The organism is Undibacterium sp. GW821-FHT11B02 (genome assembly GCF_058808955.1).
The window spans coordinates 368,739-382,999 of sequence record NZ_JBXASD010000005.1; the positions used below are offsets into that span (position 1 = coordinate 368,739).

14 protein-coding genes are annotated in these 14,261 nt (G+C 49.8%); 8 read left to right on the plus strand and 6 right to left on the minus strand.

Annotated elements, in window-relative coordinates:
* Positions 1-657: 657 nt before the first annotated feature.
* From AC1RVX_RS12835 to AC1RVX_RS12850, 4 genes are all read left to right on the plus strand, one after another.
* Positions 658-1,854, plus strand: a complete 1,197-nt coding sequence (locus AC1RVX_RS12835) for an HPP family protein (protein WP_493216977.1) — start codon at positions 658-660, stop codon at positions 1,852-1,854.
* 183 nt (positions 1,855-2,037) lie between these two features.
* On the plus strand, positions 2,038-2,307 hold the full coding sequence (gene bufA2 / locus AC1RVX_RS12840; protein ID WP_493216978.1) for a BufA2 family periplasmic bufferin-type metallophore: 270 nt from the start codon (positions 2,038-2,040) through the stop codon (positions 2,305-2,307).
* 76 nt (positions 2,308-2,383) lie between these two features.
* On the plus strand, positions 2,384-3,256 hold the full coding sequence (gene bufB, locus AC1RVX_RS12845; RefSeq protein WP_493216979.1) for an MNIO family bufferin maturase: 873 nt from the start codon (positions 2,384-2,386) through the stop codon (positions 3,254-3,256).
* A gap of 11 nt (positions 3,257-3,267) precedes the next feature.
* On the plus strand, positions 3,268-4,110 hold the full coding sequence (locus AC1RVX_RS12850; RefSeq protein ID WP_493216980.1) for an HvfC/BufC family peptide modification chaperone: 843 nt from the start codon (positions 3,268-3,270) through the stop codon (positions 4,108-4,110).
* 31 nt (positions 4,111-4,141) lie between these two features.
* Here AC1RVX_RS12850 and AC1RVX_RS12855 read toward each other — a convergent pair whose 3' ends face one another.
* Entirely contained in the window at positions 4,142-5,200 is a 1,059-nt protein-coding gene (locus AC1RVX_RS12855) for a LacI family DNA-binding transcriptional regulator (protein WP_493216981.1), read from the minus strand.
* 118 nt (positions 5,201-5,318) lie between these two features.
* The gene (locus AC1RVX_RS12860; RefSeq protein ID WP_493216982.1) at positions 5,319-6,011 is read right to left on the minus strand and encodes a helix-turn-helix transcriptional regulator; all 693 of its coding nucleotides are present in this window, start codon (positions 6,009-6,011) and stop codon (positions 5,319-5,321) included.
* A 411-nt stretch (positions 6,012-6,422) separates the two neighbouring features.
* On the opposite strand from AC1RVX_RS12860, the gene AC1RVX_RS12865 reads away from it, so the two are divergent.
* Together AC1RVX_RS12865 and AC1RVX_RS12870 are read left to right on the plus strand one after the other, a co-directional pair.
* Entirely contained in the window at positions 6,423-6,953 is a 531-nt protein-coding gene (locus AC1RVX_RS12865; RefSeq protein WP_493216983.1) for a hypothetical protein, read from the plus strand.
* A gap of 82 nt (positions 6,954-7,035) precedes the next feature.
* The gene (locus AC1RVX_RS12870) at positions 7,036-7,296 is read left to right on the plus strand and encodes a hypothetical protein (RefSeq protein ID WP_493216984.1); all 261 of its coding nucleotides are present in this window, start codon (positions 7,036-7,038) and stop codon (positions 7,294-7,296) included.
* Positions 7,297-7,495: 199 nt separating this feature from the next.
* On the opposite strand, the gene recQ is transcribed toward AC1RVX_RS12870, so the two are convergent.
* Positions 7,496-9,352, minus strand: a complete 1,857-nt coding sequence (gene recQ / locus AC1RVX_RS12875; protein WP_493217118.1) for a DNA helicase RecQ — start codon at positions 9,350-9,352, stop codon at positions 7,496-7,498.
* Between the two features lie 3 nt (positions 9,353-9,355).
* Positions 9,356-10,201, minus strand: coding sequence for an undecaprenyl-diphosphate phosphatase (locus tag AC1RVX_RS12880; protein ID WP_493216985.1), 846 nt, complete (start codon positions 10,199-10,201; stop codon positions 9,356-9,358).
* Between the two features lie 286 nt (positions 10,202-10,487).
* On the opposite strand from AC1RVX_RS12880, the gene AC1RVX_RS12885 reads away from it, so the two are divergent.
* Together AC1RVX_RS12885 and AC1RVX_RS12890 are read left to right on the plus strand one after the other, a co-directional pair.
* Positions 10,488-11,174: a hypothetical protein gene (locus AC1RVX_RS12885; RefSeq protein ID WP_493216986.1), complete on the plus strand. Its 687-nt coding sequence runs from the start codon at positions 10,488-10,490 to the stop codon at positions 11,172-11,174.
* A 95-nt stretch (positions 11,175-11,269) separates the two neighbouring features.
* Positions 11,270-11,854, plus strand: a complete 585-nt coding sequence (locus AC1RVX_RS12890) for a hypothetical protein (RefSeq protein ID WP_493216987.1) — start codon at positions 11,270-11,272, stop codon at positions 11,852-11,854.
* A gap of 121 nt (positions 11,855-11,975) precedes the next feature.
* Here the strand turns inward: AC1RVX_RS12890 and AC1RVX_RS12895 are convergent, their stop codons facing one another.
* Positions 11,976-13,691 (minus strand): methyl-accepting chemotaxis protein, encoded by a 1,716-nt coding sequence (locus AC1RVX_RS12895; RefSeq protein WP_493216988.1) that lies wholly within the window; start codon positions 13,689-13,691, stop codon positions 11,976-11,978.
* Positions 13,692-13,946: 255 nt separating this feature from the next.
* Positions 13,947-14,216 (minus strand): YkgJ family cysteine cluster protein, encoded by a 270-nt coding sequence (locus AC1RVX_RS12900; protein WP_493216989.1) that lies wholly within the window; start codon positions 14,214-14,216, stop codon positions 13,947-13,949.
* Positions 14,217-14,261: the final 45 nt, after the last annotated feature.

Sequence of the window (14,261 nt, forward strand, 5' to 3'; positions counted from 1 at the left end):
GTTGATGTTGGCCGTCGTACTCTTTGGCGCTTGTTGCGATCCCTGGTTTGCCAAGGCAAACGCTGTTGAAGATCTTTTGTAGTGCAGGTGAAGAGAATTATCAGGTAAATAGAAATTCTTTGCAATCGATTGCAAAGCTGCGTTGCAATAAAGCGCAACACTGTTTTTTTGATGTAATTTATAAAATCCAGTTTGGGCACTATCTATTTTGTTAAAGCAAAGGATTGCTTGCTATGAGGATCCATCGAATTTTACATCAAGGAGAAATTGAGAGATAAGATAAATGTCTTCCCGAACTACGTGTACTTTTTAAGCAACAAGGATTGTTTTTAAGAGTGAAATTGTTGCAATGCACAATAAATGACATTCTTTTTTTGCTGTGAATTTGTAGTAATATTTCAATCGAAAATGAGTATTTTGCAATCGGTTGCAATTTGGTCGGCTTGATTTATTCATGTGCTGACAGTAACCCGCAGCTTGTGAAGTTGCGAGCATTGTGGCCGGACTTCAGTTTACTCGCGTGGCTGTGCCTGACGCTTTATTCAGGAGCTCCGGGTTTATACTTGCATTCATTCACGAAATCAGTACTGCTGACGGCGACAAGGCGATCGTTTTACATATACACTTTGCGCTCTCTTGCGAATAGATTGAAACACCATGCGTAGAAAATGGTCGTCCCTGGAAAATATAGGCATCTGGCTTAAAACTTTTTTACCGGCGCAAATCGGTGCCGACAAACAGGAACGCTTGCGCGCCTGCATGGGTATGGTGGCTGGCTTGTTATTGACGGGTTTGCTGACGGGAGCCATGCTGGGCTCATATGCTGCGGTACCGATATTGCTGGCCCCCATAGGTGCTTCAGCCGTATTGCTGTTTGGTGTGCCGGCGAGCCCTCTGGCACAACCCTGGTCCATAGTAGGTGGCAATATGGTGTCGGCACTGGTAGGGGTTATATGTGTATCTTTGTTGGGGCCAACTGTGGCGACTGCAGCCTTGGCAACAGCACTTGCGGTGGCGGCCATGTTTTTGCTGCGTTGCCTGCATCCACCGGGCGGTGCTGTGGCATTGACGGCAGTACTCGGTGGGCCGGTCATTCTTGGCTTGGGCTATCAGTTTGTGCTGGTACCGGTGGGTATCAACTCTATTTTGCTAATGTTGTTTGCACTGGCCTACAACAATGCTACCGGCCGTCGTTATCCGCACGCTGCACAGGCTGACCATTCTGGCAAGCATGGCACTATTGATGTCCGGCCCATAGACCGGCTTGGTTTTAAAACCAAAGATCTGGATGAGGTACTGCAAAAATATAATCAGGTGCTGGATGTCAGTCGCGATGACCTTGAATCCCTGTTCCTGCAAACCGAGATGCATGCTTACCGTCGCCGTTTTGGTGAAATCAGTTGTGAAGACATCATGTCCAAAGATGTGATTACGGCTGAGTTTGGTACTACCCTGGAAGAAGCCTGGACTTTGTTGCGCCAGCACAGAATCAAGGCCTTGCCCGTAATTGACAAGGCACGTCGTGTTATCGGTATCGTTACCCTGGTTGATTTCATGAAGAATGCCAATTTGGACGTGTATGAGAAATTTGATGAGAAATTGCGGCAACTGCTACGTCGAACCCGCGTCATGCACTCATCCAAGCCCGAAGTCGTTGGGCAAATTATGAGCAAGCCAGTGCGTACTGCACATAGCGACCTGCATATTGTTGAACTGGTACCTCTGTTATCTGACCAGGGCTTGCATCACATCCCCATCGTCAATGAAGAACGTCGCCTGATAGGTATGGTGACCCAGTCAGACCTGGTGGCGGCCTTGTACCGTGGGCGACTGGCAGATACGGACATGGGGTGATGTACCCACAGGAAATACGCCCAAAACAAAAACTGAAATTATTTTTTTCCGGAAGTGTAAGTAATCTGAAATTCGCCCGACTGATGGTGGAGTTCTGTTTGTTGATGCTGGCTTGCCAGGCAAGTGAAGAACTTATTTCTTGATGTAGTCATTTTCAATTACTTAAATTAACGGAGAAAAACCATGAAAAAATCTATCCAAACCGGTGCCCTGATCGCCGCTGCCGCTGCTGCTATGGCTTTGTCTGGCTATGCTATTGCTGCTACCAGCAGCCTGAGTGCCGGCGATACTATCCATTGCTCAGGTATTAATAGCTGCAAAGGCACCAGCGATTGCAAAACAGCAGAAAATGCTTGCAAGGGCCAAAATTCATGCAAAGGCCACGGCTTTGTTGGTACGACAGCAGGCCAATGCCTGGCAAAAGGCGGCAAGATCATTGATCTGGATAAATAAGTCCTGATCGCTTGACGCAATGCGCTAATTGAAGAATTAGCGCATTGTCCTTTCCTGTTTTGCGTACAAATATTCTATGACAAGCTCAACGACACCCACCAGCGCTGCTGCTTTTGCCGGCTTTGGCCTGGGCCTGCGTACTGACCATTATCTATCCATACTGGCAGACAAGCCGGCGGTGGACTGGTTTGAAATCCTGTCTGAAAATTATATGGTACCCGGTGGCAAGCCATTGGCCATGCTCGATGCTATTCGCGCTGATTACCCTGTGGTCATGCATGGTGTGTCGATGTCGATAGGTACGCCGCAAGGCCCGACACCAGAATATTTGTGTGATCTGAAAAATTTGATGAACCGGGTAGCACCGATGTGGGTATCCGATCATATTTGCTGGACTGGTGTACATGGCAAGAATATGCATGACCTGTTCCCGTTGCCATACAACGAAGAAACCATCAAGCTGGTGGTGAATAATGTGCGTCGCGTGCAAGATGTATTGGGGCGCAGGCTGGTGCTGGAAAATGTATCCAGTTACTTGCAATATAGCAGCGATAGCATGTCTGAATGGGAGTTTGTTGCCGCCATTGCTGAACAGGCCGACAGTATGATTTTGCTGGATGTGAACAATATCTATGTCAGCAGCATCAACCATGGTTTTGACGCGGGCGATTATTTGCGCGGCATCCCCGTACACCGTGTGCAGCAGATACATCTGGCCGGGCATAGCGACCATGGTACGCATATCGTTGATACCCATGATCAGGCCGTGGCTGATCCCGTATGGGATTTATATGCGCAAGCGATACGCCGTTTTGGTGCGGTACCCAGCATGATAGAACGGGATGACAATATTCCACCACTGGCCGAGCTGGTGGCAGAACTGGACAAAGCACGCACCATCAGTGCCAGCATTTGTGCGGGCAGAGTGTTTTCCAGCAAAGCCGCATAAGGGATCGGATAATGAGCACTACCGATAACACCCAGACCCTGCAAACGGCCTTCCAGGAATTTATCCTGGGCCAGCGTGATGCCGCCAGCATGCATGTGCATCTGGCCGTTACTCCCGGCCTTGGCCGTGATGCGCGCCTGGATATTTACTACCAGGCATATCGCCTGCGTCTGCGCGATGCCTTGTCGGAAGCTTATGGCAAAACCCATAGCTATCTGGGGGACGATCTGTTTTACCAGGCTTGTGCTGCCTATATTGATCTCCACCCTTCGATACATCGCAATTTGCGCTGGTTCGGTGATCAGTTTTCCACTTTGTTGCAGCAGCAATTTCCTGAGCATCCACAAGTGGCTGAACTAGCGCAGTTTGAATGGGTGCTGGGGTATGCTTTTGATGCTCCCGATTATGCTGTTCTCAACTTGACAGATTTGGGTGAGGTCGGCGATTGGGAAACTGTGGGTCTGCGTGTTAGCAGCTCGTTGCAATTCATCGATATGCACTGGAATGGCGTCGCCATATGGCTTGCATTGAACGAAGATAATCTGCCACCAGAGCCGGTCTATACTGATCAGGCGACAACTTGGGTGGTTTGGCGTAAACAATTGCAGGCGCATTTCAGATCCCTGGTCACTGAAGAAGCGGAAGCCTTGCGACAACTAGGTCAAGGGCGACGTTTTGCTGACGTATGTGAACGTGCGGCTGCAAACAATCCTCAGATAGAAAACGATATCGGTGGCTGGTTGCATACCTGGGTAGTGGATGAAATGCTGGCAGAGATCGTTGATGAAGTGAAGAATGAGGCGGTAGAAAAAACGGGGAATGAATCAGCCGATTGTGTAGGATTGTCACCATAAGACATTCCGTACATGGTGGCATACCTCCTGATTAAACGCTACTGGCCCTGACCATCAATTCAGTCGGCAGTAGCTGCGCTTTACTATCGCCGTCTTCAATCAGTTTCAGCAAGGCATCAACCAATGCCAGACCGGCCTGCACCATGGGTTGGCGTACGGTTGTTAGTGGTGGATGGAAGTAGCGAGCCAATTCTATATCGTCATAGCCAACCACTGCCACATCGTCCGGCACACGATAGTTATTGTCGCGCAGGCTGTTGATACTGGTCATGGCCAGCAAATCGCTACAGGCAAACAGTGCATCGAAAGGGACTTTGCGGCTGCACAGTTCTGCAACGGCGAGCTTGCCACCTTCTTCTATGAAAGAAGCAGGTACAACCAACTTGTCGTCCAGCGGTATCTTGTATTGCGCCAATGCCTTGCGATAGCCTTCATAGCGTTGCGCCACTTCGGGTAATTGTGTGTCACCGAAAAAGGCAATATGCTTGCGGCCGCTTCGTATCAAATGCTCGGTCGCTTTCTGTCCACCGGTGACGTTGTCGCTACCAACAGTTACATATAATTGCTGCGGTAATTGCGCCCCCCAGACCACGATGGGGACGTGGCGTGCTGCCAACTGGTTTAATTGATCATGGTGACGCCACTGGCCGATCAAAATCACACCCAGTACCCGGCCAGTATCAAAAATCTGGGCAGCATTGTCCAGATGTTCTGCATCGATGCGTGATAACAGCATGTCGAAACCACGGTCGGTCAGGGCATCGGCCAGGCTACCCAGGATGCCCAGAAAAAAAGGGTCGGACAGATGTTGGCGGGTTTCTGAATCAAAGGGCACGACCACAGCAATAGTACGTGTTTGCTTGAGACGCAGATTACGGGCATCGATATTAATGGAATATTTTAATGAGCGTGCCAGTTCGGCGATGCGTTGACGGGTTTCATCATTGACCAGGGTGCTGCCGCTTAATGCGCGGGACACTGTAGATGTGGATACCCCGGCAAGGCGTGCAATATCGGCCATCTGCAAACGGCGCTGCTCTTTGCTGGCGGACTTGGATGTATCTGGGGCGGTGTCCGTCTTGGCTTTCATCGTATTGTGCTTGGTTTTTATGTAGGCTGAATCACTGGTGAAACCTCATTATAAAACTGAAACCAGTCAGAGAGGAAACTATACAGTCTTGTAGAAAATTTGCCATTGTGTACGATATTTAACGTTCGGGCTTGATCCCTTGCTGTTCGCGCCATTCCTTCAACAATACCTGACGTGAACGCGGATATGTCGTGTCCGTTACTTGCAGGCTCTGAATGCGGTCCGTGCGAAAATGGCGGAAGTCGGCACGTAATTCACACCAGGCGACAATGACCCGAAGCTTGTCAAAGAAGGCCAGGGCGCAGGGCCAGATAGTTCGCTCGCTGGCATTACCCGTTTCGTCCTGATATTCCAGCACCAGTTTATGCTGTTTGCGTATGGCCATGCGTATCTTGTGCGATTGTTCATCATTACCAGGACTTTTGCTGTCAGGACCGATTATCAAGCCGCTGTTTTCCAGTTCCAGCCGCGCTTCAGCAGGCAGAACTGAAGCGATTTTGGCCAGCGCATCGCGGGCTGCCAGGGCCAGTTTATTGTCTGCCTGCTTGGCGACCCAGCGCGAACCCAGCGCAATCGCAGCGATTTCTTCCTCTGTGAACATCAGTGGTGGCAGGGTGAAACCGGGCTGCAAGACATAGCCTATGCCCGCTTCCCCCGCAATTTTTGCACCCTGATTTTGCAGGGTCGCGATATCGCGGTACAGGCTGCGCAGGCTGATACCCAGTTCCTGTGACAGTGCGGCACCGCTGACAGGATAGCGATGACGACGCAGAATTTGCATCAGTTGCAGCAAGCGTTCAGTGCGGGACATGCATGGGCTCCGGTGTTGTTTGCGGATTAAAACTTATCCCGTTTATGGAATGCGTTCCGGCACCAGTCTGCCAGCCACATATCTGTTTTGCAATCTAATTTGTGCTGCTTTACAGCAACTGCGTCAGCGTAGTCTTACGCAACTATCGTCTTAGTCCGATTTAATTCTCTATTGCGGGTGGCTACTATAGAAATATGGATGCAGGGCGAGGAAGCTGGTTCTAAGACCTCCCTGCAGGATATGCCTGCAGGGAGACGGGGCTGCATTCACTGACAGCGCAGCGAACTGAGGCTTCGACTGTGTGTGGTTGTATGGAAGCGCTCAAGAAAAATCTCAAGAGGCGCTTAAGCATGAACAATATGGAGTACTGGTCATGATCTTGCTAACTTCATTCTGCCAGAAGAGATGATCATGAACGCTCATCATGTGGTCCTGATCATTTGCAGCCTGATAATGTATGCACAATATGCGTGTGCACAGGGCGCAAAAGAGTCTGCTGACACAGGAAAAATACAACAGCAGATGGAGGCGTTCAAAGCCTTGCCGGCCGATGCTCAGAAAACCAGCTTGGCAGATAACACTGAGTTCGACACCGATAAAGCGGCAACAAGGCAATCGTTGATATCTACCCGGATTGAATTGAATGGCCCACCAACTCAGGCGCTTCCTGATGAACAATTAACTGGCAGAGCGAGAAATACACAAAGTGGTGCAAATGGACAGGGTCTGTATGTGCGCGTGACGAATGAGTATTACAGTCAGTCTGCCAGCGTGCCTGGCAAGCAGGAAAAACAGGATGCCTTGTCCAGATTTGCCCTGCGCTATTCACCAACTGATAATGATCATATCTGGATGGAATACCGCTTTAATGAAAAAAGTGCGGTGCGCTTGCGTGGCGCTGCGCACAGGGGTATCAGGGTACTGGCAGTGTTTCAGTATTGATATTCAGCTTGGCCGTGCATATGTTTTCGTATTGATTTTATAGAGTGCAAGCATGCCTGATCGGATGCTGCCGGAAGGTATCATGAACAACAGATTTCAAACCACTATCGAGCGAACACCGACTATGCATTACAAGAATTATGATATTTTTGTGATTGCATTTCCGCGGCCTGATGGTCATTGGTTTGCCAGTGGTGAAGTACAAAAGTATGGTGCAGAAGGGCTGGAAATTGCCCAGCAGTTCAGTGGACCTTTTAAGGCGAACAGTGAAATCGAGGCCAAGCTCGCCGTCATTCGTGATGCCAAATGGAAGATTGATGCAATACTGGCTGAACCGACTTAGCCTGCTGCGCAATAAAATTTTGACATTGCCGGTCAATTCGATTCGAAGAGAACCGCTAACCACAGAGACACGGAGACACAGAGAAGGCACTGAGGGAACCAAAAAGTAGATGGCAATCCAGGAACTGAAGATATTTCTGCTTTTCTCGGCGCCGCTCTGTGTCTCCGTGCCTCTGTATTGAGAGGTCTTGCTTTAAGACTTAAGCCTGCAATTCTTCAATCAGGCTGATAATCTCTTTGCCATAGCTTTCCAGCTTTTTGTCGCCCACGCCAGATATGGCGCGCAGGGCGGTCAGCGTGGCGGGTTGCTGGCGGGCGATTTCGCGCAAAGTGGCATCGGGAAAGATGACGTAGGCCGGTACATTGTGGGTGCGTGCAGTTTCCACACGCCACCAGCGCAGTTTGTCAAAGGCGGCCTGGGCAGTGCTGTCGAGATCGGCCTCGGCATAGTCTTTTGCTGACTGGCGTTTGTGTTTGACGGCTTTTTCTGCTTTCTTGTACTGGCGTAGCTGTACCTTGATTTCACCGCGCAAGACGGCACGGGATGTCTCAGTCAGTTTCAGCGAGCTATAGTTTTCATAGTCGACCGCGACCATGCCCAGTGCAATCAATTGACGTAACAGGGCCCGCCATTCGGCTTCGCTTTTGTCTGAACCTATGCCAAAGGTCGATAATTTGTCATGCCGCCATTGCTGAACCCGTTCAGTATCAATGCCGCGCAAAATGTCGATAACATGGCCGGCAGCAAAGCGCTGATCGACACGGTATACGGTGGACAGGATTTTCTGTGCCGCCACGCTGCCATCGAAAGAACTGGGGGGGCTGATGCAAGTATCGCAATTGCCGCAGGGGCCAGCTTGTTGACCAAAATATTCAAGAATGTGGGCGCGCCGGCAATTCAGGGTTTCACATAGCGACAGCATGGCGTCCAGCTTGACGCCTTGTACCCGCTTGAAGGTTTCATTCGCTTCAGATTCATCGATCATGCGGCGCTGTTGCACTACGTCCTGCAAGCCATACGCCATCCAGGCATTGGCACTGGCTCCATCGCGGCCGGCACGACCGGTTTCCTGGTAATAGCCTTCTATACTTTTTGGCAAATCCAGATGGGCGACAAAGCGCACATCGGGTTTGTCTATACCCATGCCAAAGGCAATGGTAGCGCACATGACAATACCTTCTTCACGCAAAAAACGCGCCTGGTTGCGACTGCGGTCTTGTAAATCCATACCGGCATGATAGGGCAGGGAAGTGATGCCGTTTTCATTTAAGAACTCTGCAGTTTCTTCGACCTTCTTGCGTGACAGGCAATACACAATGCCAGCATCACCACTGTGCTGAGCAGTGATGAAGTCCAGTAACTGCTTGCGGCCATTGGCTTTTTCGACGATCTGGTAACGGATGTTGGGACGGTCAAATGATGACACGAACTGCATCGCGTTTTCCAGCTGCAACCTGTGGATGATTTCATCACGGGTTTGCTGGTCCGCGGTAGCCGTCAGGGCAATACGCGGCACATTCGGAAAGCGTTCATGCAGCGCCGACAGTTTGATGTATTCAGGACGGAAATCATGCCCCCATTGCGATACGCAATGGGCTTCATCAATCGCAAACAGGGCGATGTTGATGATTTGCAGCAGTTCAAGGCAGCGCTGGGTCAGCAGGCGTTCGGGGGCGATATACACAAGGTCGATATCGCCTTCGCGCATCTTTTTTTCCACTGCCAGGATTTCATCAAAGCTCTGGGTCGAATTTAAAAATGCTGCACGCACGCCGACTTCGGCCAGGGCGTCGACCTGGTCTTGCATCAGCGCTATCAGGGGTGATACGACAATACCAACGCCATCGCGTATTAATGCCGGTATCTGGTAACACAGGGACTTACCACCGCCGGTAGGCATCAACACCAGCGCATCGCCGCCATTGACGACATGTTCAACGATCTGGCCCTGCTGCGAGCGAAAGGCGGGGTAGCCAAATACAGTCTGCAATAAATGCAGAGCCTGCTCAACGGTATCGGTTGTGGTATTGCCTGCTTCAGTCACTGCGGTTGTCACCAATTAGTCGGCCCAGGTAATGACACCTGTGTAGGCGGTAATCAGGATCATGATACCAAAGGCGATGCGATACCAGGCAAACACATTGAAATTATGTGAACTGATATAACGCAACAACCAGCGTACGCAAAAGAAGGCCGAGATAAAGGCTGCAACCGTACCCAGGCTGAACATGGGCAAGTCAGCCATCGACAAATCTTCACGCGCCTTGTACAACGAATACACCGTCGCACCCAGCAGTGTTGGTATCGCCAGGAAGAATGAGAATTCGGTTGCGGCTTTGCGTGACAAACCAAATAGCATGCCGCCTATGATGGTGGCACCAGAACGGCTAGTGCCGGGGATCAAGCCCAATGATTGGGCCAGACCTATTTTAAGTGCGTCGACGATACTCATGTCATCCACAGATTGGACGCGCGCATGGGCAGCATCATGTTCATCGACGTTTTTATGCTTGCGTTCAACTACCAGAATGATAATGCCACCAATGATGAAGGCCATGGCAACTGGGACGGGGGCAAACAACAGGGCCTTGATTTTCTTGATGAACAGGACGCCAAGCACAGCCGCTGGCAAAAATGCCACGATCAGGTTGACAGCAAACTTGCGTGCCTTGGGATCAGTTGCCAGACCAGCAGTGACCCCTATGATTTTTTGGCGGTATTCCCAGCATACGGCAAAAATTGCACCAGCCTGTATGACAATTTCAAAGACCTTGGCAGTTTCGGTAGTGAAATTCAGCAAACTGCCAGTCAAGATCAGGTGACCAGTGGAAGAGATAGGCAAAAATTCTGTCAAACCTTCGACGATGCCCATGATGATGATTTTGATCGCGATTATGAAGTCCATACAACACTAAAAAGAGGGAATTAAGCAGGGAATTGGTCGGCACGAAGCTTAACATGACGCATGCCTGCCTGCGCAGAATTTTGCCCATATTCCCCTCCGCTAAGGTTCAATTTATAGAAATAACAATAATAAAGACTTGCCAGATGGCAGTTCCTTGCACCTAAGGTTCCGTATTTCGGTACTTTTCTTAATTTCATTGTCTCTCTGAATAGCAATGGCGATACTTTGGCATCGTCTTTGGCTATGTCTTTATCCCTGTCTTTATTTTATTAAGTGCTTATCACCCATGTTCAGGTTGTCACAACAATCCATCTCTTATTACAAGCATGGCTTTATTGCCAGCCTGTTGCCGGGGTTGGTTGCTTGCAGCACCACCATGCCCTCGCAGCCATCACAGGCAAGTGCGGGGGCAGGGCAGTTTGAACAGGTGTTTACCGAATATCGCAGTAGCCAGGTGGAAGTCATGTTGTTGAGGCAGCAGTTTCTTTGGCATTTCCCGGATGCCAATCAGCATTTCGCGCAGTTTGCTCACCACATACAGGTTGATGGCACGGTACCGGCCCGTTTGCAGGAATTTGTCGTCAGTTATTACAAGCCGCGACATCTGTTGCCTGGTGTATCCGGCAACGACAGTGCCATGACGGCAGATGTTGTCGACGAAGTGCAGATCAGCAGAAATGGTGAGTTCCTGGTCCGTGAAGCCATAGCGCCGGTATTTACTGGCGAACAAAGTTATCGCCGCCTGGAGGCTGCCAAGCTGAAGGTAGGTAATGAAGCCTATGTGCTGACCGTGGCCAATGGTTTTTTGCACAGGCCCATGTGGCTGGCGATTTTTGGCACCGATGGTCATGCAGTGTATCGCATAGGCTTGCCACACGGTACCTGGCAATTTACCGAGCATGCAGACGGTATATCCATGGTGGATACCTCGGGCTCAGGCAGAAGGCTGGTGATCAGGCCCGAATTGAGATGAGAAGTCTGGCCAGACCATTTCCACACTGTTGGAATTGCAGGTCACCCAATGTGCCTTTGTCTCGTACGTGTTTGAGTATGTGTGTGGGTGTTTGCTTGAGTACTTGCTTAAGTGCCTGCTTTGTACCCCTGCCCATCATTGGCGGTGGTGTTGCAGGTGCGGCGCGGGATAGTGATGTAGTCAGAGAAGAAGCCTGGAATTACCCTGAATTTAAGGAGAAGCATGTGGAAACCGAAATCATCAAGGATAGCGTGACCAAGCAACCACGCACGGACCGTAATAATTACTTCGCCGATTTTGAAGATCATGTCCATATCCGGCGTAATACCCCAACCCGGCTTGGTTCCTACGAATTCAATTTCGTACGATCAGGTACCGATAATGGCTTGCTGATACAGGTTCACAATGATGGTTTGCGGGTTTTGCTGGAACGCATACCATCAGCGTTTTATATGGGCGAGCTGCAGGCTAGCCAGGCACAGATCGCCGGGCGCGATTATCTTTTACTGGCAGCCAATTCCCGCACCAGTACGCAGCGCATGTGGCTGGGTATTTTCCGGCCAAATGGCAGTAAGTTATATGCAGCCAGTCTGGAACAGTCGGTGATCCGCATACATCAGAATGAGGATGGAATCTCCCTGTTCTTTTTGAGCGGGGATTCCATGCGTATCAAGATATGATGATTTTGCTCTGCTTATTTATACGAGAAGTTACTGACGGTGAGCAGGTTTTTCTGCGCATAAAAAAAACACTGCCCCAAACTGTCGGCAGTGTTTTTTTCAAGCATATGCAATAGAGGGTTTAAAACTCTTCCCAGTCCTTGTTCGATGTTGACACCAGTTTTTTCTGTGTTGCAGGTGTCTGCAACTTGGCTGGTTGAGCGGCATTGCGTGTCACCACAGGTGGGCGCCCTGCTGCTACCGCACGTGTTGTTTGTCCGGGCTGTGCGGCAGATTCTCCAGCTTGGGCAATGATATGAAATTGTGCGACCAGATCTGACAGTTGTGTCGATTGGTGACGCATGCTTTCTGCAGCGGCAGCAGCTTCTTCAACCAGTGCTGCATTTTGCTGTGTCATTTCATCCATTTGCGTGACGGCCAGGTTGACTTGTTCAATACCCGCACTTTGTTCCTGACTGGCAGCGGTGATTTCACTCATGATGTCTGCCACGTGCTGGACACTGGTAACAATTTCCTGCATGGTTTTACCGGCAGTATCCACCAGCCTGCTGCCATGCTCGACCTTGCCAACGGAATCATCGATCAGGTGTTTGATTTCTTTGGCAGCAGAGGCACTGCGTTGTGCAAGATTGCGCACTTCAGTCGCCACTACGGCAAAACCGCGTCCCTGCTCACCGGCACGAGCAGCTTCTACCGCGGCATTCAGGGCCAGGATATTGGTCTGGAAGGCAATCCCGTCAATCACGGAGATGATATCCACGATCTTGTTTGAGCTTTCCTTGATGGAGCCCATGGTAGTAACCACTTGCCCGACTACTTCACCACCTTTGACAGCGACGCCGGATGCCGATATCACCAGTTGATTTGCCTGGCGCGCATTGTCAGCGTTTTGTTTAACAGTAGAAGTCAGTTCTTCCATCGACGAGGCGGTTTCTTCCAATGAACTGGCCTGCGATTCCGTACGGGATGACAGGTCGGCATTGCCGGTAGCGATTTCAGACGCTGCTACGTGAATCGTTTCGGTGGCATGACGTACTTCACCTATAACGCCGCTTAAACCCGTGTTGATACCATTGATGGCATGCATCATCTTGCCGATCTCATCATTGCGCTGGATATGGATAATGTCACTCAAGTTGCCTTGCGCCATTTTTTCTGCTACTGCAGTGGCTCTGGCAAGTGGTTTGGTAATAGATGATGCCATCAGCCACGCGCAGATAGCCGACAACAAAGCTGCGATCAATGACAGCACGATCAACAGGATTTTGCTTGACTGATACGTTTGCTGAATTTCTGCTGAAGTATCGTCAATTTGCTTGCGTTGCAAGGTAAGCATTTCTTCGATTTTTTTGATGTACATCGCGGAAACTGGAAGAAATTCTTTCTCCAGAGCGGTATTGGCTTCCTCCACTTTACCCTCTTTTTTCAGGGCGACGACCTTGTTTCGGGTATTTAGGTAAGCTTGCCGCTGCTCACCGATTTCCTTGAAAAGTGCAATTTCATCTGCTCTTTGCATATGTTCCGCGATTGCTTTTTGCAGGGCGCTGGAAGTTTTGGTGGACTCTTCCTGTTCTGCTGCAAAAAAACTTGCCAGTGAAGGATCACTGCTTTTCGCAATGGCGGTGGTCCTGCGCACACCAGAGTGAATATTGCGGTACCAGTCACTGATCATGCGCTCCGTTGCCAATGGGTCTTTCAGCAAATTGTCAGTCGCTGTGGCAACTGTGTTGAGCTGGGAGATGGCGACGATGGTGGTAATAAAAAATAGCGCAAGTATGAGTGTAAAACCCAAGCCTAAGCGTTTACCCACCGAAAGGTGTTTAAGTTGAAAGATCATAGATATTTTGTTTGTTGTCGTAAGACAAATTGAAAATGCAGACGAAAATGCTACTGGTTGGTCTGCATTGAAATGATTTGAAAATATATTTCCAAGTGGAAATTATACGCAAAAAATGACTGATCTATACCAATTAGTTTGGATTATTCGCGTGTATACCATTCTTTTTTATGGTATTTCACAAATGGGCAGTCGATTACTCTGTTTTTTGGAAAAAAAGTAACATAAAGGCAGGAAGTCAACATATTAAGCATGTCAGCCAGGAAGGGTCGCTTGTTCCAGCTCGCCAATCCAGCGTATGGCTTGTTCCCTGTCATTGCCACACATGTCAATGGAAGCCTGCAAGCCTGAGCAGCAGGCTGGTCGTTCAGGTTTTCCAAAAATGGCACAACGCAAATCGCTCGTCAATTGCACACAGGGCACACCTGCAGGTTTGCCATTCGGCATGCCAGGTATGGGGCTGGTAATGGACGGTGCGATGCAGCAGGCAGCGCACAGAGGGCGGCAGGATGGGGAGGTAGTCATGTTCGTATTTTATCGGATGCCTGACCAAACAACATACCGATACAC

Excerpts from the sequence above, each read along its gene's own strand:
- AC1RVX_RS12835 (WP_493216977.1), top strand. The coding sequence starts at position 658 with ATGCGTAGAAAATGGTCGTCCCTGGAAAATATAGGCATCTGGCTTAAA.
- bufA2 (WP_493216978.1), top strand. The coding sequence starts at position 2,038 with ATGAAAAAATCTATCCAAACCGGTGCCCTGATCGCCGCTGCCGCTGCT.
- bufB (WP_493216979.1), top strand. The coding sequence starts at position 2,384 with ATGACAAGCTCAACGACACCCACCAGCGCTGCTGCTTTTGCCGGCTTT.
- AC1RVX_RS12850 (WP_493216980.1), top strand. The coding sequence starts at position 3,268 with ATGAGCACTACCGATAACACCCAGACCCTGCAAACGGCCTTCCAGGAA.
- AC1RVX_RS12855 (WP_493216981.1), bottom strand. The coding sequence starts at position 5,200 with ATGAAAGCCAAGACGGACACCGCCCCAGATACATCCAAGTCCGCCAGC.
- AC1RVX_RS12860 (WP_493216982.1), bottom strand. The coding sequence starts at position 6,011 with ATGTCCCGCACTGAACGCTTGCTGCAACTGATGCAAATTCTGCGTCGT.
- AC1RVX_RS12865 (WP_493216983.1), top strand. The coding sequence starts at position 6,423 with ATGAACGCTCATCATGTGGTCCTGATCATTTGCAGCCTGATAATGTAT.
- AC1RVX_RS12870 (WP_493216984.1), top strand. The coding sequence starts at position 7,036 with ATGAACAACAGATTTCAAACCACTATCGAGCGAACACCGACTATGCAT.
- AC1RVX_RS12880 (WP_493216985.1), bottom strand. The coding sequence starts at position 10,201 with ATGGACTTCATAATCGCGATCAAAATCATCATCATGGGCATCGTCGAA.
- AC1RVX_RS12885 (WP_493216986.1), top strand. The coding sequence starts at position 10,488 with ATGTTCAGGTTGTCACAACAATCCATCTCTTATTACAAGCATGGCTTT.
- AC1RVX_RS12895 (WP_493216988.1), bottom strand. The coding sequence starts at position 13,691 with ATGATCTTTCAACTTAAACACCTTTCGGTGGGTAAACGCTTAGGCTTG.
- AC1RVX_RS12900 (WP_493216989.1), bottom strand. The coding sequence starts at position 14,216 with ATGACTACCTCCCCATCCTGCCGCCCTCTGTGCGCTGCCTGCTGCATC.